Source organism: Mesorhizobium sp. M0808, assembly GCF_040320025.1.
Lineage (GTDB): Bacteria > Pseudomonadota > Alphaproteobacteria > Rhizobiales > Rhizobiaceae > Mesorhizobium.
The window spans coordinates 233965-259640 of record NZ_JAMYOX010000005.1 but is presented as its reverse complement, the minus strand read 5'-3'; the positions used below and the strand labels follow the sequence as shown (position 1 = coordinate 259640).

The following is a 25676-nucleotide window of genomic DNA, read 5'->3' as shown; positions in this document are numbered from 1 at the left end:
AAGCTAAGGGGCCAACGTAGGCCGAAGCGATCGCCGCTGCCGTCAGGCCCGCGCGCGGGCCTGATCCGAACCGCTATCCAGCCATGCAAGATCGTCCGGCGAAAGTGAAATGTCGAGCGCCTGGAGGCTGTCTTCCAATTCGTCGAGCGTGCGCGGCCCGATCAGCGGGACGGACGGAAACGGCTGCGCCAGGACATAGGCGAGCGCGACGTGGATCGGGCTCTTGCCCAGCCGTCTGGCGAGCTCGATGGCGCGGTCGCGACGGCCGAAATTCCTCTCCGAATACCAGACCCGGACCAGCTCCTCATTGTCGCGCCGGTCGCGGCCGGCGCGGTCGGTGAAGAAGCCGCGGCCCTGGCTCGACCAGGCGAAATTCGGCATCTGCCGGGCGGCGAGCCAGGCCTTCCATTCGTCGCTGGAGGAGGTGACGCAGCCTGCCCAGATCGGCTCCAGCATTTCGGCCAGCGAGAAATTGTTGGAAAGCGCGCCGGGCTTCTGCTTGCCGGTGCGCTCGGCATAGGCAATCGCCTTGTCCATGCGTTCCATCGTCCAGTTCGAGCCGCCGAACGGACCGCGAATGCGGCCGGCCTTGACCTCGCGGTCCATCGCATCGACGAATTCGTCGACCGGCACGTCCGGATTGTCGCGGTGCATGAAATAGACGTCGATATGGTCGGTCTGCAGCCGTTCGAGCGACTGGGTGAGCTGCTTGCCGATGACGTCGGGATAGCAGAGCGGCGAGTGCGCGCCCTTGCCGATGACCACCGACTGCTCGCGCACGCCGCGGTTCTTCAGCCACTGGCCGAGCAGCGTCTCGGTATAGCCGGAACCGTAGACGAAGGCGGTGTCGAACAGATTGCCGCCGGCCTCGAAATAGGCATCGAGCAGGATGGCGCCCGACGAAAAGGTGCGGAAATCCTCGAAGCCGAGCGCCAGGCACGAGGCCGGCCGCGGCAGGCCCGGAATGCTGCGCTTGGGGATGGCGGTTCCGCCGGAGCGCAGCTTCCGTCCGGAGATCGTGTTGACCCGCTTTGCCGGTTTCTCGATGTCGTATTCGAGCCCGATTGCGGCCCGCCATTTGTCGAGCACGCGCAGATTGCCGAGACTGTCGGCCCAGCCCATGCCGGGCCAGACGAACTCCTGCCTTCCGCCGAGAATGGCCTCGCCGGCGGCGTCGACCTCAAATGCGTACAGCCAGCCGTCCTCCGTGACCTCGACCACCTCGGTGTCACCCGGACGGATGATGCGGATTTCGCCGGTGCCGCCTTGCTGGCCGCCGGCATACCAGAAATCCGCCACCTCGATGCGGCCTTTGCTGCCGAGAATACGCAAGACATTGTCCTGAGCGAGCGAGATGCTGCAGGACACTTCCGCGACGATGCCGCCCGGAAAATGCAACAGCGCCGACGCCCATTCGTCGACGCCGGATTGGCCGAGATGCGCAGCGCCGACGACTTTGTCCGGCTCGGCGAAGGGCTTTCCCGCCGCGGCGCCGGCAATCAGCCGCGCCATCGAGACGGGATAACCGCCGACATCGAGAATGCCGCCGCCGGCGAGATCCTTGGCGTAGAGACGGTGCTCCGGCATGAAGCCCGGCATGGCGAAGCCGAAGCTGGATTTGATCATCTTGATGTCGCCGATCGCGTCGGCCCTGATCAGCTCGACCAGCTTGGCCGTCTGCGGATGCAGCCGGTACATGAAGGCTTCGCCGAGAAAGGTGCCGGCCTTGCGCGCGGCATGGATCATGGCGTCGGCTTCGAATGCGGTCAGGCCAAGCGGCTTTTCGCAAAGCACGTGCTTTCCGGCCTCGGCCGCCTTGATCGCCCATTCGGCATGGCTCGGATGCGGCGTCGAAATATAGATCGCGTCGACATCCGGATCGCCAACCAAAGCCTCGTAGCCGTCCAGGATGCGAGCGCCGGGGAAAGCCTCGGTGAGCCCCGCCTTGCCGGGATTGCGCGCCCCTAAGGCGACCAATGTGCCGGTGCGCGAATGGGCGACGCCCCCGGCAAAAGCCTTGGCGATGTTGCCGGGCCCGAGAATGCCCCAGCGAACTTTTTCTGGTTTGGACGTCATGTCAAATCTCCGTGGGGTGGCCGCGAGCAATCGCGATCGGACAAAAGAAAGATGGGTTAGCGAATGCGTGCGCCGGTGGCGTCGAAGAGAAGCGAGCGGTCGGCTTTGATCGACACCACCAGGTCGTCGCCGTTCGCGCGATGCCGCGAGGCCTCGCGCTCGATGATCAGTTCCTCGCGTCCGCCCCCGGTACCGGAATTGGCATAGACATAGCTCACCGATCCCAAGTGCTCGGCGACGTCGGCCTTGAGGGTAAGGTCGCAATCACCCTGGCCGGCGTCGAAGAAATGCTCCGGCCGCACGCCAAGCACAACATCGCCGCCTGTTGCAGGCAAGGCATCCGAAAGCGGCTTGCGCAGTCGCGCGCCGTGATGATTGACCAGTTCGACGACCGCCGCACCGTTGTCGGCCCCGACCATTTTTGCCGCCAAGAAGTTCATTTTCGGCGAGCCGACGAAGCCGGCAACGAAGCGGTTGGCGGGGTCGTCGTAGAGATCGAGCGGCGCGCCGATCTGCTCGATATTGCCGGCGTTGAGCACGACGATCCTGTCGGCCAGCGTCATCGCCTCGGTCTGGTCGTGCGTCACATAGACCATGGTAACGCCGAGCTCCTTATGAAGGCGCGATATCTCGACGCGCATCTGCACCCGGAGCTCGGCATCGAGATTGCTGAGCGGTTCGTCGAACAGGAACACTTGCGGCTCACGCACGATGGCGCGGCCGATGGCGACGCGCTGGCGCTGGCCGCCCGACAATTGCCGCGGCCGCCGCTTCATCAGCTCGGCGATGCGCAGGATTTCGGAAGCCCGCTTCACCCGCCGCTCGGTATCTGCCTTGGCGTTGCCGGTCATTCTCAGGCCGAAGCTCAGGTTCTGCTCGACCGTCATGTGCGGATAGAGCGCGTAGGACTGGAACACCATGGCGATGCCGCGATCGGCCGCCTCGACGTCGTTCACCACCTTGCCGCCAATGGCGATCTCGCCGTCGCTGATGTCCTCGAGCCCGGCGATCATCCGAAGCAGCGTGGACTTGCCGCAGCCGGAAGGGCCGACGAAGACGACGAATTCGCCGTCATCGATGTCGATATTGGCGCCGTGGACGATCTCGAAGACGCCGAAGCGCTTGATGACGTTTTTGAGTGTGACTGCCGCCATGCTGATCCTTACTTGATGGCGCCGGCGGCGATGCCGGCAACGAAATGGCGCTGCAGAAGCACGAACACGACGAGCATTGGCGCCGTCAGCATCACCGCGCCCGCCATGATGCCGCCCCAGGACACCTTGGTGAGACCGATCAGCGTGCCGAGCGCCACGGGCGCGGTCATTGCGCCCGGCTTGGAATTGATCAGCAGCGGCCAGAGATAGTTGTTCCAGGAGGCAAGGAAGAGGATGATGGCGAGCGCCGCCAGCATCGGCCGCGCCAGAGGCAGTGCGACGAACAGGAATATCCGCCATTCCTTGACGCCCTCGACCTTGGCGGCGTCGAACAGCTCGTGCGGCATCATCGAAAAACTCTGCCGCATGAAGAGCACGCCCAGCGAATTGAACAGCGGCGGCACGATCAGCGCCACCCAAGTGTTGGCGAGCTTGAAGTCGCGCGCCACCATGATGAATTGCGGGATCAGCACGACCGCATAGGGCAGCGTGATGGTGCCGAAGATGATGGCGACGACCATGCCCTTGCCGAAGAAGTTGTAACGCGCCAGCGCCCAGCCGGCCATCGAGGTCAGCATCACCGACAGGAAGGTATAGGTCACCGCCACGGAGACGGAGATGCCGATGGCGCCGATGAAATTGGTGCCGCGCTGCAGATTGCTGACATTGTCGAGGAAATTGCCATGCGGCAAAAGCTCGATGTCGGGGCTGAAGATGCCGTTGTCGGGCATCGTCGAAAAAACCACCATCATCCACAGCGGAAACAGCCAGACCAGCGCCAGCGGCGTCAGGAACAGATGCAGCGCGATGCTGCGTCCCAATCTGGCCTGGGAACGGCTGACTCTTGAGTGCGAGGTCATTTCGGTTCCCTCGTCAGCCATATCTGCACCAGCGAAATGGCAATCGCCAGCCCGGCCATGGTGTAGGCGACGGCCGAAGCGTAGCCGAAATTGAGCGACCGGAAGCCCTGGCGGTAAAGCAGCAGCCCGAGCGTTTCGGTGCCGCCGCCCGGCCCGCCGCGCTCGGTGATCAGGAAGGGCTCGGTGAACAGCTGCATGGTGCCGATGATCGACAGCACGGCGCAGAACACAATGATCGGCTTGAGCAGCGGCAGCGTGATGTAGAAGAACTGTTTGACCTTGCTGACCCGGTCCAGGGTCGCCGCCTCGTAGACATCCTCGGGAATCGACTGCAGGCCGGCGAGCAGGATGATGGCGTTGTAGCCGGCCCAGCGCCACGTCACCGCCATCATGATCACCGCCATCGCCGGGGTGACGTTGGTAAACCAGTCGACACTGGGCAGGCCGATGCTGTTCAGCAATTTGTTGATGATGCCGTAGTCGAGATTGAACATCAGCCGGAAAACCGCCGAATAGGCGACCTCGCCGACCACGACCGGCGCGAAGAAGGCAAAGCGGAACAGGCCACGGGCCTTGAGCAGTGGCGAATTCAAAAGCACCGCCATCACAATCGCCAGCGAAATCATCACCGGCACCTGGATGACAAGGATCAGCAATGTGTTCTTCAAGGCATTGAAGAAGGCCGGATCGCCGATCAGCCGGCCCCAGTTGAAGGTCGGCGCGAAGCGCCACGGCACGGTGCGCGTCGCCTGGAACGAGATCAGGAACGAATCGATGATCGGCCACAGCCAGAAGATCGAAAAAATCAGCAGATACGGCGCGAGGAAGCGATACGCCGTGGCGTTCTGGTAGCGCATCGTTTTCCTCCTTTCTGCTTTCAAGTTCTTGCCTTCTCCCCTTGTGGGAGAAGGTGGATCGGCGCGAAGCGCCGAGACGGATGAGGGGTGTTGGAAGGAATGCCGTCCGAGCCAAGCTGGAGCACCCCTCATCCGTCGCCTTCGGCGATCCCTTCTCCCACAAGGGGAGAAGGGGAGCCGCGCGCTCGGAGCCGCCTCGTCTAGATCACGACTTGACCGGCAGGCCGGTCGCCGCTGCGATCTGGCTTGCGGCATCGTCGAGCGCTGCCTTGGCGTCGGGATAGCCGCCGGCCAGATATTTGGTCTGCACCGCGCGGATGATGATTTCGGCGTCGCTCTGGAACGGCGTGCCGCGGCTGGGGACGACCTTGGGCAAGGTGCCGAGGATGTCCTTCCACACGGCTTGGCCACCCCAATAGGGCAGGCCTTCGGAGACATAAGGGTCGTTGAGCGCCGAGATCAGCGACGGCACCAGGCCGAAGCCTTTCAGCATGGTGATCTGGCCCTCATTCGTGGCAAGCGTGTATTTCAGATAGGCGTAGGCGGCTTCCTTGTTCTTCGATACCGAGGTGATGGCGAGCGAGGAGCCGCCGAGATTGGCGGCGCGCGGACCGTCGGCGGTCAGGCTCGGCATCAGATAGACGCCCCATTTGCCTGCCCCATCGGGCGATTCGGTGCGCACGGTGCCTTCATACCAGCCGCCATACATCTGCGTGGCGACCTTGCCGGCGGTGTTGTTGGTGATCTTGGTGCTCCAGTCGGCAGAGGAAATGATGCCGGCGTCCTTCATCTCCTTGATCTTGGTCATGGCATCGACGCATTTGGGCTGGTTGACCGTGATCGATTGCCCGTCGGCGGAGAAGTAGGCGCAACCCTGCTCGTTGGAGATCATGCGGAAGAATTCGGAATCGCCGTTGAAATCGGCGTTGGTCATCGTGACGCCGGGATTGGCGGCCTGGATTTTCTTGGCGGCGGCGATGAAATCGTCCCAGGTCTTGATCGAGGACGGATCGACGCCAGCCTTCTCGTAGAAGTCGCGGCGGTAGAACATCGCCACTGGACCGGAATCCCAGGGCATCGCATAGGCCTTGTCGTCAACCTCGAGCTCGGTACGCTTGAAGTCGGGGAATTTTGCCTGGTCTTCCGCGGTGTAGCCGAGCGTATGCAGGTCGACGAAGCAATCCGGGAACTGGCTCCAGTAGTTTTCGGCTTCGCCGTTCTCGATCGTAACGATGTCAGGCAGCCCCTCGCCGCCGGCAGCACAGCCGGCGATCGATTTGTCGTAGGTCGGCTGGTTGCCAAGGTCCTCGACCGTCACCTTGATGTCGGGATACTGCTTGTTGAAGCCCGCTATGGTGGCCTTCAGCGACGAAGCGGCGATATTCCAGCTCCAGATCGTGATTTCACCGGACTGCGCAAAGGCCGGGCTGGAGCCCAAGGCAAGCGCGAGCGCGGCGCAGGTCAATTTTATGCGCATTGAAATCCTCCCATTTCAGTTGCTCTCTGTTTGCGAGCGTGGCTAGACTAGGCCTCGGGAAAGCCTTGTCCGCGACAAAGGGAATAAGAAATGAGCGGAAAGTAAGATGCCGGAAAGGCCGTTTTACCAGCCTGGCGCCAGCAGCGTGGAGGGCCTGCCGCTGCTGCTGCAGATGTTCCACACCCAGCCCCTGGTGATGCTCAAGCCGCATTGGCACGCCCAGGTCGAGGTGAATTTCATCGTGCGTGGCGCCGTGCATTACCGCATGGACGGGCACGGGCTTTCGCTTTCTGCGGGCGAGATGTGCCTGTTCTGGGGCGGCCTGCCGCACCAGATGGACGAAGCCTCCGACGATGCCATCTATGCCGGCGCGCATCTGCCGCTGGTGCATTTCTTCCGGCTGCATTTGCCCGTGGAGGTGCGCAACAGGCTGATGACCGGCGCGACGCTGGTGACCGACGCCACCGACCGGTCGGACGACCACAATTTCGAGCGCTGGAACCGCTATGCCCGCTCCGGCGACCCGGTCAAGGCCGAGCATGCCGTCAACGAGCTTTTGCTGCGGCTGGAGCGGGTGCGCTTCGAGCCTTACCGGCTGGTGCCCGAAACCCCGGTCGAACAGGAGATAGGCAGTCCCTTCGATCAGCAATCGCTGCGCAATGTCGGGCGCATGTGCGACTTCATCGCCGAGAATTTCCTCTACGAGATTGATTGCGTCGACATCGCCGCGGCGGCCGATATCCATCCCAAATACGCCATGAGCATCTTCAAGAAATCGACCGGCATGACGCTCAATGAATATGTGAATTTGCTGCGCCTCAGCTACGCGCAGGCGCTGCTGATGCATCAGGATGCCAATGTGCTGCGCGTCGCCATGGAATCGGGCTTCGGCTCGCTCAGTGCCTTCAACAAGTCGTTCCGCAAGCTTTCCGGCATGTCGCCGTCGGATTTCCGCAGGGGCGTGGCCGGCGCCAGATAACGGCTGGATTCAGCCGATAATATCCAGGCGCCTCGGCAGGCGGTTCATCGGCGACGGCCCGTTGGCGGTGATCAGGAACTGGTCCTCGAGATTGAAGCTGGCGAGACCGTCGATGTAGAGCGGGATCTCGAATGCCAGCACCATGCCGGCCTCGATCACGACATTGCTGTCGGCCGAGATGAACGGCCATTGCTCTGAAAACACGGAATGGCCGACGCCGTGGCCGAAATGGCCGCGGCGATAGGAATGCAGGCCCTGGCGCGCCAGGCTTTCGCTGGCGGCGCGATGCACGGCGGCTAACGGCTTTCCGGGCATAAGCGCGGCAAGCCCGTCGGCGAAGGCGCGTTCGGCTATCGCATGCAATTCGGCCTGTTCGGGCGACGGCGGCCCGAAGGTGAAATTCCGCGACATATCCGAGGCATAGCCGTTCACGCTGCACACCATGTCGGCCTTCAGCGGATCGCCGGCGCCGGCGACGGCGTCGGCGCCTTTTGGGCGAGCGCCCAGCGTGACGTATTCCGCCGTCGAGATTTGCTGCGACGACCCGGCGGCTGCATCCGCGACGCCTTGCCGGTAAAGCGCGACCAGCTCAGACTGACGCATGCCGGTCGTCGCATGCTGCTGCAGCCGCGACAGGCCGGCTTCCGACAGGGCGATGCCCTGCTGCAGAAGGTCGATCTCGCTCTGCGATTTGATTGCCCGCAGCCTGTCGAGAACCGGCGAGCCGTTGACCAGGGCAGTGCCCGGCAACATCGCCTGCATCGCGGAAAAATCGCTGGCCGAGACGAAATCCAGCTCGATGCCGAGCGTCGCACGCTCCAGCCCGAATTCTGCGAGGATCGTTTTCAGCTCGCGGACGGAGCGGGCAAGCTCGAAGGTCGCCGGACGTGAAAAACCGGGGGCGCGGCCAACCAGGCCGGCCTCGATGCGCTGCGCAACAGGCCGGTCGGCCGTCGCAGGCTCGAGCGACGCCGATTCGATCCAGATCGCATGCGTGCGCAGCACGGCGCCGGCCATCGCCGCCCGGAGCTGGGCAGCCTGGAAATCCGCCACCACGACGCCGATCGGCAGGTCGCCTCGCTTGGGAATAACGACGAAACCGGCGCCGGCCCGCCGGAACAGGCCGGCCGGGCCGATCCAGGCACCAGTGGCATATTGGAACGCCTCGGGCTCGCAAAGCACCAGCGCCTCGATGCCGGCGCGCTGCATCAGGTCAGTTGCGCGCTCGCGGTCGACAAAGCCGGTCATGGGATCTCCTCGAATGCACTCGAATCCGACGCCGATGCGGCGGCGTTTGGCTTTAGCGTAGCTTCAGTGCCGCCGTGGAGCAGCTTTTTTCTGGAAGCGCTGTTCACCTTGAGAGTTCGTCGCCTGGAAACGAAAAAAGCCGCGGCGAACCACGGCTTTCAACGCGACAAGTGGTCTGTTTCGAATGCTTACTCGGTTTCGTCAGAGGTGTCGTCGGCAGTGTCTGCCGCGTCTTTCGCGGCCTTTCTATCCAGCGCTGCCTGCAAGGCCAGCGTAGCCTGCGGTGAGGCCGGTGTCGTGGCAACGACCGCCATTGCATGAGCAACGCCGGTCGTCGACTTGTCCTTGGCCGCGGCGGAAGTGGCGGCTCCGTGTCCCTGCGAGCCGGCCCCGGCCGAGTTTCCGCCGTTACCGTTGCTGCCGCCATTGCCGTTGCCATTGCCATTGCCCCCGGGAGCAGCGAGGACCGGAGACGCGACAAGGGTGAGAGCGGCTACAGTCGCGAATAGACGGGTGCGCGTTTTCATAGTTCCTCCTTCGAGTCGCCCTCCCGCCAGGATGGGTTCCAGATGAAAAACGTCAGGACTTCCGAATCCGAAAGTCGGCTGTTACCTAGCTTTGTTCAAATACAGTATTCTACAAGACGGACCTTGGTCCGAAATCGATACGCAAAAGTCCTGAATTTGTCGGCAGCGTACTTCGCGCGACCGCAGCGGCGGGATTTTGCTGCCGGCAGATCCAGCGCCGCTACAGCGCAGTGTGCGTCGGCTGACATGAGGCTAGGGTCGAGGAAACCTAGCTGCTCGGCCATCGGTGAGATCATTCAAGGCGATTGAGGAACATTCCACAGTTCGTGAAGTTGGAGGCGCAGGCGCGCTTTTGAGGTGCCAAAATGTTTGATGCCGGCGGTCTTTTGGGAGGAAGCCATGATCCGCGTCACGCCTGCATTTCGTGTTTCGCGCCGCCGCGCATTGCAGTTTGGCCTGGGAGCCACGCTCGCTTCGGCCACCGGCCTTGCCCCGGTTTCCCGGGCCTATGCGCAGGATGAGGTCAAAGACGAAGACATTTTCCGGTTCGCCCTCAATCTCGAATATATGGAAGCCGAATATTACCTGCGCGGTACAACCGGAAAAGGGATCGAAGACTCGGATGCTGGCCCGAAGGCCGGCGCTGTCGTTGGCGGCAAACAGGTCAGCTTTGACACGCCTGCAATCGGCGAGTTCATGCGCCCATGGCGTCCAAAAAGCTAGTGAGTTCAAATGGCTCGCACGAAAAGATTCGAACTCCTGACCCCCAGATTCTGGTCTGAGAGTCGAGATCTAGGCGGTTCGAACGTGTCCCCTACTCCGTCAACGCTCCGGCTTCCCACCGCCAAGGCACATCATGGTTTAGGAGCTTGGCTTAGACGCTCGAAGTGAAGTACCCAGCCCATACCTTATTCCATTCTGGAGTTTCCACGTTGATCGTAGCGGTCAAGGCCGCCGAGAATCCGAGATGGTCAATACCAGTGAAATGATGCAGGTTCTTCTGGACCACGTGGCAAGCAGGCCGCTGAGCAGACGTAGCTTCCTGGTTTCAGCATATGGACCCTCTTTGTAATACGAATTGAAAATTGCGCCCTCATGTTTCAGAACAGGTCGGTAGACCCGCGAGGATGATTTCGAATCCTGCGGGTCGCTCACGGTCCTCAAGGCGAGAATTCTAAGAGACGTTCAACAATGACCCAGCACGCAGAAAACGCTCGAATTCTCATGTACAGCCACGACACGTTCGGGCTCGGCCATTTGCAGCGCTGCCGGACTATCGCGCATTCGCTGGTCGAGGATTTCCGCGGACTTCAGGTGCTCATCATTTCGGGTGCGACTATCGCTGGCGCCTTCGATTACCGCGCCCGTGTCGACTTCGTGAAGATCCCCAGCGTCATCAAGCTGCGCAACGGCGAATACACCTCGCTGGAAAAGGACATCGATCTGCATGAGACGCTAAGGATGCGCCAGTCGATCATCCGCCATACAGCTGAGACCTTCCGGCCGGATATCTTCATCGTCGACAAGGAACCGCTCGGCCTGCGCGGTGAGATTGAGGACACGCTGTCCTACCTCAAGACGCGAGGCACCACGCTGGTGCTTGGCCTGCGCGAGGTGATGGATGCGCCGCATCTGCTCGAAGCAGAGTGGGCACGCAGAGACGTGATGCGCAAGATAGGCGTCTTCTACGACAAGGTCTGGGCCTATGGTCCGCCGGATTTCTACGATCCGTTGACGGGCTTGGATGTGCCCCCGGCTGTCAGGGCAAAGATGAGGTTCGTCGGTTTCCTGCAACGGAGCCTGCAGCGGAACGAGTTGCCCGGCCACCGACCCGAGGGCGACTATATCCTCGTTACTACCGGTGGCGGCGGTGACGGCGCCGATCTGATCCACGACGTCATCGATGCCTATCAACAGGATCCGCAATTGCAGCATAGAGCCCTGATCGTGCTTGGGCCTTACATGCCGGCGCGCAAGCGCAACAAGCTGCTCAAGAAGGGGTCCAAGATCCCCTACATCAAGATCATCGAGTTCGACAACCGGATGGAAGACCTGATTGCCGGCGCCAAGGCGGTAGTGGCGATGGGCGGCTACAACACCTATTGCGAGATACTGTCTTTCGACAAGCCGGCGCTGATCGTGCCGCGCGTCGAGCCCCGCCAGGAACAACTGATCCGCGCACGGCGCGCAGCCGAACTCGGCCTCATCGAGATGCTTTTGCCGGAAGAAGCCGAGGATTCCGGGCGGTTTGCTGATGCACTGAAGGTGCTGCCGGACCGGCCCCGCCCATCGCAGAGCAATCCGCATCTGACGCTGGAAGGGCTGCCTCATATTTCCGAAATCGTCGCGGAACTGCTCGACCGGCGGGCCGGCCATCACCTTTCGGTCATTGAAGGAATGACCTGAGTTGCAACATCGCAAGATCGTCGTGGTTCTGAAGGGTTATCCGCGGCTGTCCGAAACCTTCATCGCGCAGGAACTGCTCGGTCTTGAGCGTGCGGGGTTCGACCTGATACTCGTCGCGCTCAGGCGGCCGACCGACGAAAAACGCCACCCCGTGCATGACGAGATCAAAGCGCCCGTCCATTATCTGCCGGAATATCTGCATGAAGAGCCGCTGCGCGTGCTTCGCTCGCTGTTTGCCTGTCTGCTGCGTCCGGGCTTCTGGCGCGCGCTCGGATCGCTGGCTGCCGATATGCCCCGCGACTTTACGCGCAATCGCGCGCGCCGCTTCGGGCAAGCGCTCGTGCTGGCGGCCGAATGGCCGGAAAACGCGGGCTGGCTGCATGCACATTTCGCGCACACGCCTGCATCGGTGACGCGCTATGCCAGCCAGCTTCGTGGCCTGCCCTGGACCTGCTCGGCCCATGCCAAGGACATCTGGACTTCGGCGGACTGGGATCTGGCCGGCAAGCTTTCCTCGGCGCGCTGGACGGTCACTTGCACGAAAACCGGCTTCGACCGTCTGAAAAAACTCGCTAACGGCAACTCGTCTGTGCATCTGAGCTATCATGGGCTCGACCTTGATCGCTTCGGCAGTTACGGCGAGGCGCGAAAGCAGCATGACGGCTCGGCTCTGGACGAACCGGTTGTCGTTCTGAGTGTCGGGCGCGCCGTTGAAAAGAAAGGTTACGATACGTTGCTGGAGGCCCTTGCCCTGTTGCCCGGCGATTTGGCGTGGCGTTTCGAGCATATCGGCGGCGGCGAAGAACTGGAACGGTTCAAGGCGCTGGCGCAAAAGCTCGGCCTGGATGGTCGCGTCTCTTGGAAAGGCGCGCTAGCGCAGGAGGAGGTGCTTGAGCACTACCGCCGCGCCGACATCTTCGCCCTGGCCTGCAGGATCACCGCAAATGGCGACCGCGACGGTCTGCCGAACGTTCTGGTGGAGGCGGCTAGCCAGCGGCTTGCCTGCGTGTCGACCGATATTTCCGGCGTGCCGGAGTTTTTATCGCCGGATGAAACCGGGTTGCTGGTTCCGACGGAAAACCCGATTGCCCTGGCACAGGCGCTGGAGCGCCTGATCCGTGATCCCGTGCTCCGCGACCGCCTCGGCGACGCCGCAGAGCGGCGCGTGCGCGGCAATTTCGATCATATGGCAAGCATTGGACAGCTCAAGGAACTGTTCGAGCGGGAGTGGCGGGCCGCCGAATGAAGCGGCTGCGCGCTTTCTTCTATGTCCAGCACCTGCTCGGCATCGGCCATCTCGCGCGCGCCAGCCGCATTGCGGCGGCTCTGGTCGATGACGGGTTTGACGTTACCGTCGTGACCGGCGGAGCGCCGATCGCCGGGTTTCCGGGATTGGGTGTACAATCTGTAACCCTGCCACCTGTCACCTCCGGTGATGAAGGATTTTCGGGACTTGTCGACCTGCAAGGCAACCCGATCGACGATGATTTCAAGAAATGGCGTTCAGAGATGCTGCTGCAGGCATTCCGGGATTGCAGGCCTGATATCGTCATTGTCGAGGCGTTTCCATTTGGACGCCGGCAGATGCGTTTCGAACTCTTGCCGCTGATCGAGGCCATCGACGCGACGTCGCCCAGACCACTGCTGGCGACGTCCGTCCGTGATATCCTCCAGGAGCGCGTCAAGCTGGGCCGAAACGAGGAAACGGTCGATCTCATCAACAGGCATTTCGATCTTGTTATGGTCCACGGCGATCCGGCTTTCGCAACCATCGACAAGACATTTCCACTGGCTGGGGCGATCAGGGCCGAGGTCACCTACACGGGGCTCGTTGCCGCGCCGCCATCGCCCGCGGCCTCCGAGCGCTTCGACGTTCTGGTGTCGGTTGGCGGCGGGGCTGCCGGAAAGAGCCTTGTCAGATCCACCATCGCAGCGGCGCGGAATGCCAACAACGCTTGGAAATGGTGTTTGATCACCGGCCCAAACCTGCCGAAAGACGAGTTTGACGCGATCGCACGCGATGCCACGCCGGGCCTGTCCATCTTCCGGTTCCGCGAGGATTTCGCCAGCCTGCTGACCGGCGCCCGCCTGTCAGTCTCGCAGGCGGGTTACAACACGGTCTGCGATGTCCTGCGCGCGGGTTGTCGCTCCCTGCTCGTCCCATTTGCAGCGGGCGGGGAAACCGAACAGACGGTTCGCGCCCTGATGCTCGAAGAACTCGGTCTTGCAACGGTGCTGATGGAAAAGGACCTGACGCCTGAAGGTTTGGCGCAAGCGATCGAACAAGCGCTTGTGGAACCGACGCCATCCGCACATCGTCTCGATCTGGAAGGCGCGCATCGCTCCGCGCAAATCCTGCGCGAGCGGCATCGAACATGGTCCCTAAATGTGGGGCCCGGTTTCGGAAAAGTTCATGATTAAGTAGACGATAGATCCTAGAGCGGTTCATCGTTTCACGCAGAACCGCTCTGTCTCTTTGTTTTGACGCAATTCCGGACGGAAAGCCGTTTCCACACTTTCCTGCAAATGCTCTAACGCGTCGCGTCTGGTGAGATTCGTGCGACGCGCTTCAAGTCCTGTTTTTATGCGTGTCGTTGTCCCAAAACCGCTACGCGCTTTTGGGCGAAATGCATCAAACAGTTCCAATCAGCATGAAGCGCGTATAATTTTTTGTCGGCAGTTCGCCGGAGAACCGCACCTCCCGTAGCGCCGCCATTTCCTCGAAGGCTGCAAGCGAAGCCACGCAGTTGATGTGCGTCGGCTCGCTAAAATAATCGTTCGATTGCAGCAGTACATTCGTGCCCGGCGGAAGCAGAGCAAGCCAGGCGCGCAGATCGGCTATATGTTCGCAGCTCGTATTGACCATCAGATCGGGCCGCCCGGCCGCATAGTCGAGTGCGTACATATCTGCCGTCAGCGCCCGGAACCGGTCGCCGGCTTCCCGGTTGAGGGTCCGGGCGACCGGCGCGACTTCGGGATCGATGTCGATGCTATCGACCGCCGCGATGTCGAAGCGAGCGTCGTTGAAAAGCATTGCCGGCAATACGCCGTACCATCCACCCAGAACCCATATGCGCCCGAAGCGGCCGCCGCCGCTTTCGAACAGCCTGTCGAGCGCCCACATCTTGCAGGCGACCTGCTTGTGGTTGAAGGCGTTGGCGATATCGGCCTTCGGATGCTTGGCGACGACGCGCGCCAGGCCTGCCACGAGAGGGCAGTTGACATAAGCAGCAATTCCCCGCGTGAGGTCCAAGGCTTGCTCGTGCCAGTCCATGGCATTGCGTGGTTGCGTGACATCCATCATAATTCGTCTTGTATGTTGGGATTTTGGGCGACACAACGCAATCTTGCCTTCCGCAAGACTGTTTGATTCCGCGGACGTGATCATGCTGCAAGCCGCTTGGCTATTGCCCGGTGCCGGAGAGAGCCTGTTGCATCTGTCCGGATCATCGGCGTCCATCCGCCAGCACCAGCCGCGCAGCTGCGGCCTCGTGCTGCTCGGCTGTTCGCCAAAGCCCTACGAAAGCCGCGGACCGTTTGGCCAGCTGCTTTCTTCGCCGATCAACAATGCCCATGTCGTTGCCATCGACCATGCGCCGGAACTGGATCGCGCCGCCTCGCAGGTTCCTTGCATCGTTGAGCGCAGGACAAGGTCCGTGCACAGCAGCTTCGAACTTGTCGTTGGCGATGAAGAAATTGCCGATACGCCATTCGCCAGCAGGTGCTTTTACATCCTGCATCCTTCCAACTGAAGGGTCCACAGTCGCATATGGAAGCCAGCCTAGCCCGCTATATCTGGACGCACACCAAGAAGCAGCAGCTCTGGATATTGATGATCGTCGTGCTTTCGATGATCCCGTATTTCATGTCCTTCGACCTGCCGAAGCTGATCGTCAACGGACCGATCCAAGGTCGCGGCTTCGAGCAACCGGGCGCGACCCAGCCATTCATGAGGCTACATTATAACCTGCCGTTCATTGGAGAGGTCCAGTTCTTCTCCGGTTTTCAGCTCGACCGCGAGGAGACCCTGTTTGCCCTGAGCCTTGTGTTCCTCTTGCTAGTCGTCATCAACGGCCTGTTCAAATTCTACATCAACACCTACAAGGGCCGCCTCGGCGAACGCATGCTGCGGCGTATCCGCTTCGATCTGGTCGACCGTGTGCTGCGTTTTCCGCCGGTTTACTTCAAGCGGGTGAAATCCGCCGAAGTGGCGACCATGGTGAAGGACGAGGTGGAGCCGCTGGGCGGCTTCATCGGCGACGCCTTCCTGCAGCCGGTACTGCTCGGCGGCCAAGCGCTGACGGCCATGCTGTTCATCATGATCCAGAACGTCTGGCTCGGAATGATAGCGGTCGTGATCGTGGCGATCCAGATCGTGCTCATCCCGCGAATGCGGCGGCGGCTGATCGTGCTCGGGCGCCAACGGCAGTTGACGGCGCGCGCGCTTTCGGGCCGGGTTGGCGAAATCGTCGACGGCATCGGCGCGGTTCACGTCCACGATACATCAAACTACGAGCGCGCCGACATAGCTGCCCGGCTCGGGCTCATCTTCAAGATCCGCTTCGATCTTTACCAATGGAAATTCATGGTGAAGTTCCTCAACAATTTTCTCGCGCAGCTCACGCCCTTTCTGTTCTACATGATCGGCGGGTATCTGGTCCTCCAGGGGCGGCTGGACGTCGGCCAGCTCGTGGCCGTGATCGGCGCCTACAAGGACCTGCCCGGACCGATGAAGGAACTGATCGACTGGGATCAGGATCGGCAGGATGTCCAGGTCAAATATCAACAGGTCGTTGAACAGTTCACCGTCGAAGGTCTCATCGCGCCGAAAATCGGGGTATTGACGATCGACGATCCCGATCCGATGACCAAGCCGCTGTCGGCGATCAATCTGTCCGTAGCAGACGATGGCGGTGCAATGCTCCTCAACCGTATCTCCCTCCAGGTCAAGCCGGGTGAGACGGTGGCACTGGTCAGTACCGCAACAGGTGGAGCGGAGGCGCTTGCAGAAGCCTTCGCGCGGCTGAACTGGCCGGACAGCGGAAGGGTCGCTTCGGGCACCGACGACCTGCTTGAACTCCCCGAAGCAGTAACCGGCCGGCGCATGTCGTATGCCTCGTCGGATGTTTTCCTGTTCCAGGCAAGCCTCCGCGACAACCTGCTCTACGGGTTGAAGCATGCGCCGCTGACATCGGTGCCTTATGACGGTGCTGCGGCAGATCAGCACCGCTGGAACATTCACGAGGCGCGCCGGTCGGGCAATCCGGATCTTGATATCCACAGCGACTGGATCAACTATGCTTCCGCTGGCGCTACCGGCCCGCACGACCTCTTTGAAGCCGTGCGCCGGGTGCTCGACGCGGTTGTTCTGTCGCGTGACATTCTGGATCTCGGCTTGCGCTCTTCGGCCGACCTCACGCGTCACACGGAGCTTGCCAGGCGGATCGTCGAACTGCGTGCGGCGCTGCGGACCCGGCTGGAACAAGAGGGGCTGAGCGGACTGGTGGTTCCTTTCGAACCGGGCGCCTACAACAAGGAAGCAACGATCGGCCAAAACCTGCTCTTCGGCGCTGCCGCCGGCCCCGAACTGGCCGATAGGGCCCTGGCGGCCAATCCCTATTTTGCTTCCGTGCTGAGGCAAGCCGGCCTCGACCGCACGCTCTACGAAATGGGCTTGGAGATCGCCAAACAGGCGATCGAGCTGTTTGCCGACCTGCCGCCCGATCACCAGTTCTTCCAGCAGCTCGCCTTCATGAGCGCGGAGGAGATACCCGCCTACGAAACCTTGCTGCAACGGCTCAAGAACCGTCCCTACGAGGCGGTTTCGGAGAACGATCGCGCCATGATCGTCACCTTGAGCTTTGCCTACATCGAGCCCCGGCACCGCTTCGGCCTGCTGAGCGACGAGCTGATGAGCAAGATCGTCGCTGCACGCAACCGGTTCTATGAAGACCTGCCGCCCGAGCTGCACAATGCGGTCGAACGGTATGATCCTGCCAAATACATTGCCGCGGCCACCGTCATGGATAATGTCCTGTTCGGGCGTGTGGGCAACAATCATCCCGACGCGCCCGACCGCATACGCTCCATCGTCTATGACATTCTTGACGAACTGGGGCTTTATGGCGAACTTCTGGATGTCGGCCTGGACTTCAACGTCGGCTCCGGCGGCAGGCGGCTGACCGGTGGACAGCGACAGAAGCTCGATGTTGCCCGGGCCTTGCTCAAGCGTCCCGATTTTCTCATTCTCAACCGGCCGCTGTCGGCGCTAGACCAGCGCATGCAGGATAAGGTGCTGCGAAATGTGCTCGAGGAAGCCAGGCGCGACGGCCATTCGCCGGCAATTGTGTGGGTCGTGACGAATCCGGCAATGGCGATGATGTTCGATCGCGTTATCGTCTTCGACTCGGGTCAATTGGCGGAAGACGGAACACACGAGACACTTTTGGCAGGGAACGGTATCTTCAAGGAACTGTTGTCATAGAGCAACGGACATTCAAATGGGATCATTCTGCCGGTGCACGATATCGGGCTCGCCACCTTTCGCGTGGTTTGTCTCGCCATCCCGGAAAGAGAATTGATTCCATCTGGGCGTCCGTTGCTCTAGTCTGGCAAACGCGAATTTTGGAAGGTTTGCGACAATGCTGCTCAAGGATGAAGTTGGAATGCTGCAACGCGTTCCCTTGTTCTCTGCCATCGAGCCGACAAAGCTCAAGCTGCTTGCGTTCACATCCGATCGTGTGAGCTACAGCGCCGGCCAGATCCTTTTCCGGCAGGGCGACGAGGGAGACGCCGCCTATGTCATCCTTTCAGGCAGGGCGGATATTCTTGTCGATTCCGACAGCGGACCGATAAAAGTTGCCGAACTGGAGCCAAATTCGATCGTTGGCGAGATCGCCATATTGTGCAACAGCTCCCGCACTGCCACCGTCAGAGCGGCAAGTCCGCTGGAAGCCCTGAGAATCCGCAAGGATCATTTCCTGAGGCTTATGAGGGAGTTCCCGGAAATGACCATCGAGATATTGCGGGTTCTTGCCGATCGCCTAAGCCATACGACCGCGGATCTGATCGACGCACGAAGCGCCAAATAACGAAGGACGTGCGCTCGATCCTCGCCGTCGTGACGGCACTGTCCTCTCGCTGAGAAGATCACCCGGAGAAAGCCTGTCTCGCCTAGCAGCAGTTGTTTGGATATGATGGGCGAAGGGGTAGCATGGACGACAACGTTTTCCTGGTCAGGTTTTGGGGTGTCCGCGGCAGCATTTCGGTATCAGGGCCAGAATTCTCTCGCTATGGCGGCAACTCAATCTGCGTCGAGATGCGATGCGGTAAGCATACGCTTCTGTTCGACGCAGGCTCTGGCCTACGGCCTGCCGGCGCGGCGCTTCAGGCGTTGGGCGTGACCGATTTCGACCTGCTTTTCACCCATTGCCATTACGATCACATCATCGGGCTGCCGTCTTTTGCGCCGATCTATGACCGGGGCGCCAAGGTTACGCTTTGGTCCGGGCATCTTGCAGGACACATGACGACCCGGCAGATGGTCGATGAGTTCATGCGGCCGCCGTGGTTTCCGGTGAAACTGGAGGCCTGCAAGGCAAGCCTCGACTATCGCGATTTCGTATCCGGAGACGTGCTTCGCCCGCGCGAAGGGGTGGTGGTCCGAACCGGCAGTCTTATGCATCCGGGCGGCTGCATAGGCTACCGGGTCGAATGGGGCGGCGGCGTCGTGGCGGTGATCACAGACACTGAGCACGAGCCGGACAAACTCGATCAGGCGGTGCTCGGCCTGATCGAAGATGCCGACCTCGTCATTTACGATTGCACCTACACCGAGGAGGAAATGGAACGCCGCCGCGGTTACGGGCACTCGACTTGGCAACAGGGCGTCAAGCTCTGTGAGGCGGCCGGTGCGCGGAGGCTTGCGCTGTTTCACCACGATCCGACACGCACCGACAAGGAACTGGACAAGATCCAGAAACTGGCCAAGGACAGGTTTACCGGCGCTTTTGCCGCGCGGGATGGCCAGACGCTCAAACTTCCAGTCTCATTGCGCAAAAGGCGCTGAGCTATTTTCCTCTATCTCTTTGTTTTGACGCAATTCCGGACGGAAACCGTTCATACTTTCCTGGAATTGTTCTACCGGCGCTGCGCCCGATCAATGTCCTGATCGGAAGCCATGCGCAGGCTTCAGTCTGTGCGGTGACTGTGAACAGCCGTTCGAGGAAGAGCCAGGCCGATTCATCATGTACGAGATGGTGGGTGAGCAGGCCCACCGGTTCGCCCCCATCGAATGCATGCTGCAATTGCGCGATGATAGCCTGAACCAATAGGCCATGATCGCGGCAGCCGCGCGTGCCATGCCAATCCATGATGTCGACATTGCTGTTGATGACCGCAAGTGAAGCCGGCCTTGGCGGCCCATAGACCGACAATGCCGAAAATCCTATCGATCCAAGGTCGGATACCAAGCCGGCGTCGATCCTGTTCCAGGGTGGCACCAGCATCGGAACGGCACGTGCGCCGTGCAGGCCGGTTACGTGCGCCAGCCCGCGAGCCAGATCATCGAGCACCGCCTCGCGTGGCCGATGCGCGCCGAGCTCCTGCTTCTTCTGGCCCTCGGGCGCATGATTTCGGTGCGCCCAGCCATGGATGGCGACCGTGGCATGCGGCGCCTCGTCAAGCCGAACGACAAGCTTCTCGTCAGTCAGGGCGGGAATGACGGCCAGAGTCACCGGAACCGCGAATTCACCGGTGAGGTCGAGCAACCGATCAAGCGCAGGCGTCGGATCCACGGCGTCATCGTCGCGCAGCCAGAACTCTGCCTTACGGTCCGCCCGCTGCCGGCTCGCCAGTTCCTCCACCAAGGGTTGCCAGATTTGATCGGATGTCATGAGACCGGGATCTTCGCAAGAAGTTCGGCCAGACGCGCCGCTGCAGCACCGAGAGAACGTTCTTCGAGGATGAAACGTCTGGCTTCTGCGGCCATGATGGATCTTTCGTCGTTACGGGCCAGAAGCCTTTCAATGGCAGAAGCGAACGCCGCCACATCGTCCGGCGGGGTGAGAAACCCGGCCTGGCCATTCCGGACGACCTCCGGCACGCCGGCGACGTCCTGAGCCACAACCGGAAGGCCGGCGGCCTGTGCTTCAAGATAGGCAACGCCATAGGCCTCGCCGAAACCCGGCCAGACGTAAATTCCCCCACTGTAGAGGACATCCGGCACGGCGGCTGGCTCAATCGCGCCAAGCCATTCGATACGCTCGGCGGGCAAGCCGGCGAATTGCGCTTTGATCTCCTCGCGGGCAGGTCCGTCCCCGACGACCGACATGGTCCAGGGCAGGTGACCGATCGAACCGAGCGCCTGCGCCAGCATGCGATAGCTTTCGACTTTGTCGCCCGGGCGCATCATGGCGACGGTAACGAGGCGCGTCGGACAACCCCGTGCCGGCGTTTCCCGGAATAGCGAGGTGTCGATGAAGGGCGAAAGCATGCCGAAAGCGGCGTCGGGTACCGCATCTGCCAGTCCCTGACGATCCCTTTGCGTGAAGCAGATGTTCAGCACCGCCTGTTCGACGGCTCGCGCCACCAACGCTTGCGTATCGGCCCACAAACCGGTGTTGCGCCGCCTCGAATGGGAGGCTTCCGCTGTCACATAGGGGACACCAAAGGCCAACGCCAGTTCGGGCCCGATCAGGTCGGGCGCCTTGTAATAGGGATGATAGGTGAACCACAGATCGGGCTTGCCGTCACGATCCCAAAGCCTTGCCAGCCGCGCGGCTTCCTCCCGGGCCTCGATCTTGAGCGCATCGAAACTTTTCCAATCCGGTTCGCGTAGATAGAAGCGCAATTCGGATGCCAGTTCGACGCTATGTCCTCCATGCTCCAGCGCCTTGACCAGCATCCGTGCCATCTGGCGGTCGCCGGAGGCAACGGGATGATTGGGCGACTTCAGCGGCGCATAGAAGGCAATTCGCATCGCCGGACCCTATCATCGGAAAGCCTGCGCAAGTCAATTTCGAAGCATGATCGACTTCACCCTCAAGCACTGGAATGTGCTATCTGATGCTCATGGAAACAGCTGCCGCGTCCGATCCGTTTGTTGCTTCTCTGCCGGTCTTCGCAAAGTTTGAAAGCGTTGCCGATATTGATAACTATCGGCCTCTCCCCGATGGCTGGGCGCTGGCCACCGCAGACATCGTCGGCTCGACCAAGGCGATCGAGGCGGGGCGCTATAAAACCGTCAATATGGCCGGTGCCAGCGTCATTTCGGCGCTGCTCAATGCGCTGGGTAGGCAAGATCTTCCCTTTGTCTTCGGCGGCGACGGCGCGCTCGTGGCGTTTCCCGGCTCGGCGCTGGAGATCACCCGCAACGCGCTGGCGGCTGTCCAGAGATGGGTGGCGGACGAACTGGATCTGACCTTGCGTGCCGCAATCGTGCCGATAAAGGATATAAGAGCGCAAGGCCTCGACGTTCGCGTGGCGAGGTTCCAGGCCTCCGATGCGGTCTTCTATGCCATGTTCGCCGGAGGTGGCGGCAGTTGGGCGGAAGCCGAGATGAAAGCGGGGCGCTACCGCATCGATCCTGCGCCGGCCGGCGCGCGGCCGGACCTGACCGGCCTCTCGTGCCGCTGGAACCCGATCGAAGCCCGGCATGGCGAAATCGTCTCGATCATAGCCATACCGGGGGCGTCGCGCGACTTGCGCGGTTTTCAGTTTCTGGTTTCCGACATCATCGCCCTTGCCGGCAGGCAGGAACGCGATGGCCACCCGGTGCCGGTGAACGGGCCGGACTACAGTTTGCTGCCCGCCGGCCTCGATATCGAGGCGCGGGCCACGGCGCCGGCAGGACGGCGATGGCTGTCGAAGCTGTGGATAGTGTTCCTGATGACGCTTACGGCTGTTACGGATAGATATGGCTGGACGATCGGCAGATTCGATCCGAAGATCTACAAACGCGAAGTGGCCAGCAATTCGGATTTCCGGAAGTTCGACGATGGCTTAAAGATGACCATCGACGTTGACGCGGATGTGTTGCAACGGATCGAGAACCGGCTGAAACAGGCGGAAGAGGCGGGCATCTGCAACTATGGCCTGCACCGCCAGAAATCGGCCTTGATGACATGCCTCGTCGCATCGCCGCTGCAGCGCGATCACGTTCATTTCATCGATGGCGCCGCCGGCGGCTATGCGATGGCTGCCGCAAGCCTTAAGGCGAAGGTGCCGGTCTGACGGCTTGCGGACATCGATTTTCCGCAATATGCCTCGGGGCTCTTGTGAGCGGTGAGCCTCACCATGGAAGCGGACGGCCTGTCCGAATTGACGGGAAGCAGATTTTTGGACGCCTCACGATCGACATATGACCGTCTTCTGAACCGGATTTCGACGCGTGCCGCGCAAGTCGGCGTGATCGGACTGGGCTATGTCGGGTTGCCGCTGGCGGTTGCGATCGCACGCGCCGGCTTCCCTGTTTGCGGCTTCGACATCGAAGCCCAAAAGGTCGAGAGCCTGAACAACGGACAATCCTACATCGAGGCGGTGACGTCGACAGCCCTTGCCGGCCAGGTGGCGAGCGGACGGTTCCGCGCCACTGCGGATTTTGCCGAACTGGCCGTCTGCGATGTCATCATCATCTGCGTTCCGACACCACTGACGAAACACCGCGAGCCGGATCTCTCCTTTGTCAGGAACACCGCCGGCACCATCGCGAAGCATCTGCGTCTCGGCCAGCTGATCGTGCTGGAATCGACCACCTATCCCGGCACCACCGACGACGTGATCAAGCCCATCCTGGAAAAAATCGGCTTGCAGTCGAGGATAGACTTCTTCCTCGGCTTCTCGCCCGAACGCGAGGATCCCGGCAACCGCAGCTTTGAAGTCGCGACGATCCCCAAGGTCGTGGCAGGTGACGGCATTGAAGCGGCGACGCTCGTGCAGGCTTTCTACCATGGCGTGGTCAAGACCGTCGTTCCGGTTTCCACCACGGCGACCGCCGAGGCGGTCAAGCTGACGGAAAACATCTTCCGCTCGGTCAACATAGCCCTCGTCAACGAGTTGAAGATCGTGCTCGGTGCGATGGGAATCGACATCTGGGAGGTGATCGAGGCGGCAAAGACCAAGCCCTTCGGCTACATGCCGTTCTATCCTGGCCCTGGACTTGGCGGGCACTGCGTTCCGATCGATCCCTTCTACCTGACGTGGAAGGCTCGCGAATACGAACTGCCGACCCGCTTCATCGAGCTGGCGGCAGAGATCAACACGGCCATGCCGCGTCATGTGGTCGATGAACTGGCGAAGGCGCTGGACCGGCACTGCGGCAAGGCGCTCAGCCGCTCGCGCATTCTCATCATCGGGCTCGCCTATAAGAAGAATGTGCCCGACATCCGCGAAAGCCCCTCATTGCGGCTCATTGAACTCATCGAGGAATGGGGCGGCAAGGCGGAATTCCACGATCCGCATGTTACCGAAATCCCGGCCACACGGGAGCATATGGCGATCAAGGGGCGTCGCTCGGTCGAATTGACCGATGTGGCCTTGAAGGATTTCGACGCTGTCGTCGTTGCAACCGACCACGACGCGATCGACTATCAGGCGATCGCGGATCACGCTCTACTGATCGTCGACACACGCAATATTTTTGGCCGCCTCGGGCTAGCCCGAGAGACGGTGGTGAAGGCCTGACGGCGTCCGAGCCGGCGAATTTGTGCAAGGAGATTTCGAGATAGCATGAGCACAGCGCAAGCAGAAATTTCTGCCATTCTCATGGATAAGGTTGCCGATTGGCTGACCCAATCGGCGTTGGCGGGCGACGACCTGGAAACATTGGTAAGGGGCTTTTGTGAACGGCTGGCTGCTGCCGGCCTGCCGTTGAAGCGGGTGCATTTGAGCTTTTCGATGCTTCATCCGCTTTATGACGCGCTCGGCTTCACCTGGCTCCGCGGCCAGGGCCTGGAAGTGGAAGGCTTCCGCAAGGAGAACGGCGTTCATTCCGACAGATTCCTGACCAGCCCATACTACCATCTGCTCAGCCACAAGCTCGACCATCTGCGGCGCCGGCTCGACCCGTCGGTGCCGTCGGAATTTCCTGTTTTCGATGACCTCAAGCTGATGGGCGTCACCGATTACATGGCTTTCGTCCATCCCTTCAGCGGCAACACCAGTCAGGGCATGATCGGGTCTTGGTCCACCGACAGTGCTGCAGGCTTCAGCGACAGCATGATTTCGGCGCTGCTGCGCATCCAGAACCATCTCGCTATCGCAACCAAGATGGCGGTGCTCACCAAGCTTGCCGACAACATGATGACCACTTATCTCGGCGGCGACGCCGGCAGGCGCGTGCTCGACGGCCAGATCAAGCGCGGCGAGGGTGATACAATCCGGGCGGCACTGGTCATGGGCGACATGCGCGGGTCGTCAAGACTTGCCGAAACCTCCGGCCGCGAAGTCTATATCGATACGCTGAACCAGTTTTTCGACGCCGCTGCTGCACCTTTCAATCGCAAGGGCGGGCAGATCATGAGTTTCATAGGTGATGGCTTCATTGCCGTCTACCCTTGCGCAAGGCACCGTTCACAGTCCGAGATCGCCTGCCAGGCTGCTCTTGCAGCAGCGCACAAGGCCACCGCGCGCATGATGGATCTCAATCTGCGCAGAAAGCAGCAGGGATTGAGCGACATAAACTATGGTATCGGCCTGCATGTCGGCAATGTGATGTTCGGCAATGTCGGGCTTACCGACCGGCTCACATTCTCTGTCTTCGGCTCGGCTGTAAACGAGGTCCAGCGCCTCCAGACCCTGACCAAGAAATATCCGCACAGCGTTCTCGCCAGCAAAGACTTCGCCGGCTATTGCGGCGCCAACAACTGGCTGGCGCTCGGCATGGAGGAACTGGCGGGCATCAGGCAGAAGCTAACGGTGCTTTCACCCGATTTGTCGGGTACTCTCTCGCTCGACGAAGACGGTGCGCTGGAGCCGATTTACGACCGAATATCGGACGCCGAGCAGGTCATGCTGCTTCATCGCAATGCCGCGCGGCCGTCCGCGGGCGACCCGAGGAAGCTCCAGTAACCGCCACGATCTGATCCGAACGCGT

21 protein-coding genes and 1 pseudogene are annotated in these 25676 nt (G+C 61.2%); 12 read left to right on the top strand and 10 right to left on the bottom strand.

Annotated elements, in window-relative coordinates:
- Positions 1 to 42: 42 nt before the first annotated feature.
- The 5 genes from NKI25_RS10105 to NKI25_RS10085 all read right to left on the bottom strand — a co-directional run bounded on the left by NKI25_RS10105 (position 43) and on the right by NKI25_RS10085 (position 6424).
- Positions 43 to 2076 (bottom strand): aldo/keto reductase, encoded by a 2034-nt coding sequence (locus NKI25_RS10105; protein WP_352724405.1) that lies wholly within the window; start codon positions 2074 to 2076, stop codon positions 43 to 45.
- A 56-nt stretch (positions 2077 to 2132) separates the two neighbouring features.
- Entirely contained in the window at positions 2133 to 3230 is a 1098-nt protein-coding gene (locus NKI25_RS10100) for an ABC transporter ATP-binding protein (RefSeq protein ID WP_352692094.1), read from the bottom strand.
- Positions 3231 to 3238: 8 nt separating this feature from the next.
- Positions 3239 to 4090, bottom strand: coding sequence for a carbohydrate ABC transporter permease (locus NKI25_RS10095; protein WP_023675945.1), 852 nt, complete (start codon positions 4088 to 4090; stop codon positions 3239 to 3241).
- The gene (locus NKI25_RS10090; protein ID WP_254817930.1) at positions 4087 to 4947 is read right to left on the bottom strand and encodes a carbohydrate ABC transporter permease; all 861 of its coding nucleotides are present in this window, start codon (positions 4945 to 4947) and stop codon (positions 4087 to 4089) included. Before NKI25_RS10090 ends, NKI25_RS10095 begins: the two co-directional genes overlap by 4 nt.
- 205 nt (positions 4948 to 5152) lie before the next feature.
- Positions 5153 to 6424 carry an extracellular solute-binding protein gene (locus tag NKI25_RS10085; RefSeq protein WP_023675947.1) on the bottom strand — a complete coding sequence of 424 codons (1272 nt, stop codon included), beginning with the start codon at positions 6422 to 6424 and terminating at the stop codon, positions 5153 to 5155.
- Positions 6425 to 6530: 106 nt separating this feature from the next.
- On the opposite strand from NKI25_RS10085, the gene NKI25_RS10080 reads away from it, so the two are divergent.
- Complete coding sequence (locus tag NKI25_RS10080) at positions 6531 to 7403, top strand: helix-turn-helix domain-containing protein (protein ID WP_352620927.1); 873 nt, start codon at positions 6531 to 6533, stop codon at positions 7401 to 7403.
- A gap of 9 nt (positions 7404 to 7412) precedes the next feature.
- Here the strand turns inward: NKI25_RS10080 and NKI25_RS10075 are convergent, their stop codons facing one another.
- Positions 7413 to 8651, bottom strand: coding sequence for a M24 family metallopeptidase (locus NKI25_RS10075; protein WP_352620928.1), 1239 nt, complete (start codon positions 8649 to 8651; stop codon positions 7413 to 7415).
- A gap of 188 nt (positions 8652 to 8839) precedes the next feature.
- Complete coding sequence (locus NKI25_RS10070; RefSeq protein ID WP_352782294.1) at positions 8840 to 9178, bottom strand: hypothetical protein; 339 nt, start codon at positions 9176 to 9178, stop codon at positions 8840 to 8842.
- A gap of 399 nt (positions 9179 to 9577) precedes the next feature.
- Between NKI25_RS10070 and NKI25_RS10065 the strand changes: the two are divergent.
- From NKI25_RS10065 to NKI25_RS10050, 4 genes and pseudogenes are all read left to right on the top strand, one after another.
- Positions 9578 to 9880: pseudogene (locus tag NKI25_RS10065) on the top strand (ferritin-like domain-containing protein); the annotation flags it as partial.
- A 489-nt stretch (positions 9881 to 10369) separates the two neighbouring features.
- Complete coding sequence (locus NKI25_RS10060; protein WP_352828561.1) at positions 10370 to 11584, top strand: glycosyltransferase family protein; 1215 nt, start codon at positions 10370 to 10372, stop codon at positions 11582 to 11584.
- Between the two features lies 1 nt (position 11585).
- Positions 11586 to 12830 carry a glycosyltransferase gene (locus tag NKI25_RS10055; protein WP_352782296.1) on the top strand — a complete coding sequence of 415 codons (1245 nt, stop codon included), beginning with the start codon at positions 11586 to 11588 and terminating at the stop codon, positions 12828 to 12830.
- Positions 12827 to 14005: a glycosyltransferase family protein gene (locus NKI25_RS10050; RefSeq protein WP_352828563.1), complete on the top strand. Its 1179-nt coding sequence runs from the start codon at positions 12827 to 12829 to the stop codon at positions 14003 to 14005. Before NKI25_RS10055 ends, NKI25_RS10050 begins: the two co-directional genes overlap by 4 nt.
- A 211-nt stretch (positions 14006 to 14216) precedes the next feature.
- Here the strand turns inward: NKI25_RS10050 and NKI25_RS10045 are convergent, their stop codons facing one another.
- On the bottom strand, positions 14217 to 14885 hold the full coding sequence (locus NKI25_RS10045; RefSeq protein WP_352450272.1) for a class I SAM-dependent methyltransferase: 669 nt from the start codon (positions 14883 to 14885) through the stop codon (positions 14217 to 14219).
- 130 nt (positions 14886 to 15015) lie between these two features.
- On the opposite strand from NKI25_RS10045, the gene NKI25_RS10040 reads away from it, so the two are divergent.
- The 4 genes from NKI25_RS10040 to NKI25_RS10025 all read left to right on the top strand — a co-directional run bounded on the left by NKI25_RS10040 (position 15016) and on the right by NKI25_RS10025 (position 19652).
- On the top strand, positions 15016 to 15336 hold the full coding sequence (locus NKI25_RS10040) for a hypothetical protein (protein ID WP_352570089.1): 321 nt from the start codon (positions 15016 to 15018) through the stop codon (positions 15334 to 15336).
- 17 nt (positions 15337 to 15353) lie between these two features.
- Positions 15354 to 18068, top strand: coding sequence for an ABC transporter transmembrane domain-containing protein (locus NKI25_RS10035; protein ID WP_352570088.1), 2715 nt, complete (start codon positions 15354 to 15356; stop codon positions 18066 to 18068).
- A 157-nt stretch (positions 18069 to 18225) separates the two neighbouring features.
- Entirely contained in the window at positions 18226 to 18675 is a 450-nt protein-coding gene (locus NKI25_RS10030) for a cyclic nucleotide-binding domain-containing protein (RefSeq protein ID WP_023675957.1), read from the top strand.
- 122 nt (positions 18676 to 18797) lie between these two features.
- Entirely contained in the window at positions 18798 to 19652 is an 855-nt protein-coding gene (locus NKI25_RS10025) for an MBL fold metallo-hydrolase (protein WP_352570087.1), read from the top strand.
- Between the two features lies 1 nt (position 19653).
- On the opposite strand, the gene NKI25_RS10020 is transcribed toward NKI25_RS10025, so the two are convergent.
- Positions 19654 to 20478 (bottom strand): polysaccharide deacetylase family protein, encoded by an 825-nt coding sequence (locus NKI25_RS10020; RefSeq protein ID WP_352570086.1) that lies wholly within the window; start codon positions 20476 to 20478, stop codon positions 19654 to 19656.
- Complete coding sequence (locus tag NKI25_RS10015; protein WP_352570085.1) at positions 20475 to 21563, bottom strand: glycosyltransferase family 4 protein; 1089 nt, start codon at positions 21561 to 21563, stop codon at positions 20475 to 20477. Before NKI25_RS10015 ends, NKI25_RS10020 begins: the two co-directional genes overlap by 4 nt.
- Before the next feature lie 74 nt (positions 21564 to 21637).
- Between NKI25_RS10015 and NKI25_RS10010 the strand changes: the two genes are divergently transcribed.
- The 3 genes from NKI25_RS10010 to NKI25_RS10000 all read left to right on the top strand — a co-directional run bounded on the left by NKI25_RS10010 (position 21638) and on the right by NKI25_RS10000 (position 25651).
- Positions 21638 to 22816 carry a DUF3095 domain-containing protein gene (locus NKI25_RS10010; RefSeq protein ID WP_352457190.1) on the top strand — a complete coding sequence of 393 codons (1179 nt, stop codon included), beginning with the start codon at positions 21638 to 21640 and terminating at the stop codon, positions 22814 to 22816.
- Between the two features lie 105 nt (positions 22817 to 22921).
- Complete coding sequence (locus NKI25_RS10005) at positions 22922 to 24265, top strand: nucleotide sugar dehydrogenase (protein ID WP_352594338.1); 1344 nt, start codon at positions 22922 to 22924, stop codon at positions 24263 to 24265.
- A gap of 45 nt (positions 24266 to 24310) precedes the next feature.
- Positions 24311 to 25651 (top strand): adenylate/guanylate cyclase domain-containing protein, encoded by a 1341-nt coding sequence (locus tag NKI25_RS10000; protein ID WP_352450254.1) that lies wholly within the window; start codon positions 24311 to 24313, stop codon positions 25649 to 25651.
- Positions 25652 to 25676 lie beyond the last annotated feature (25 nt).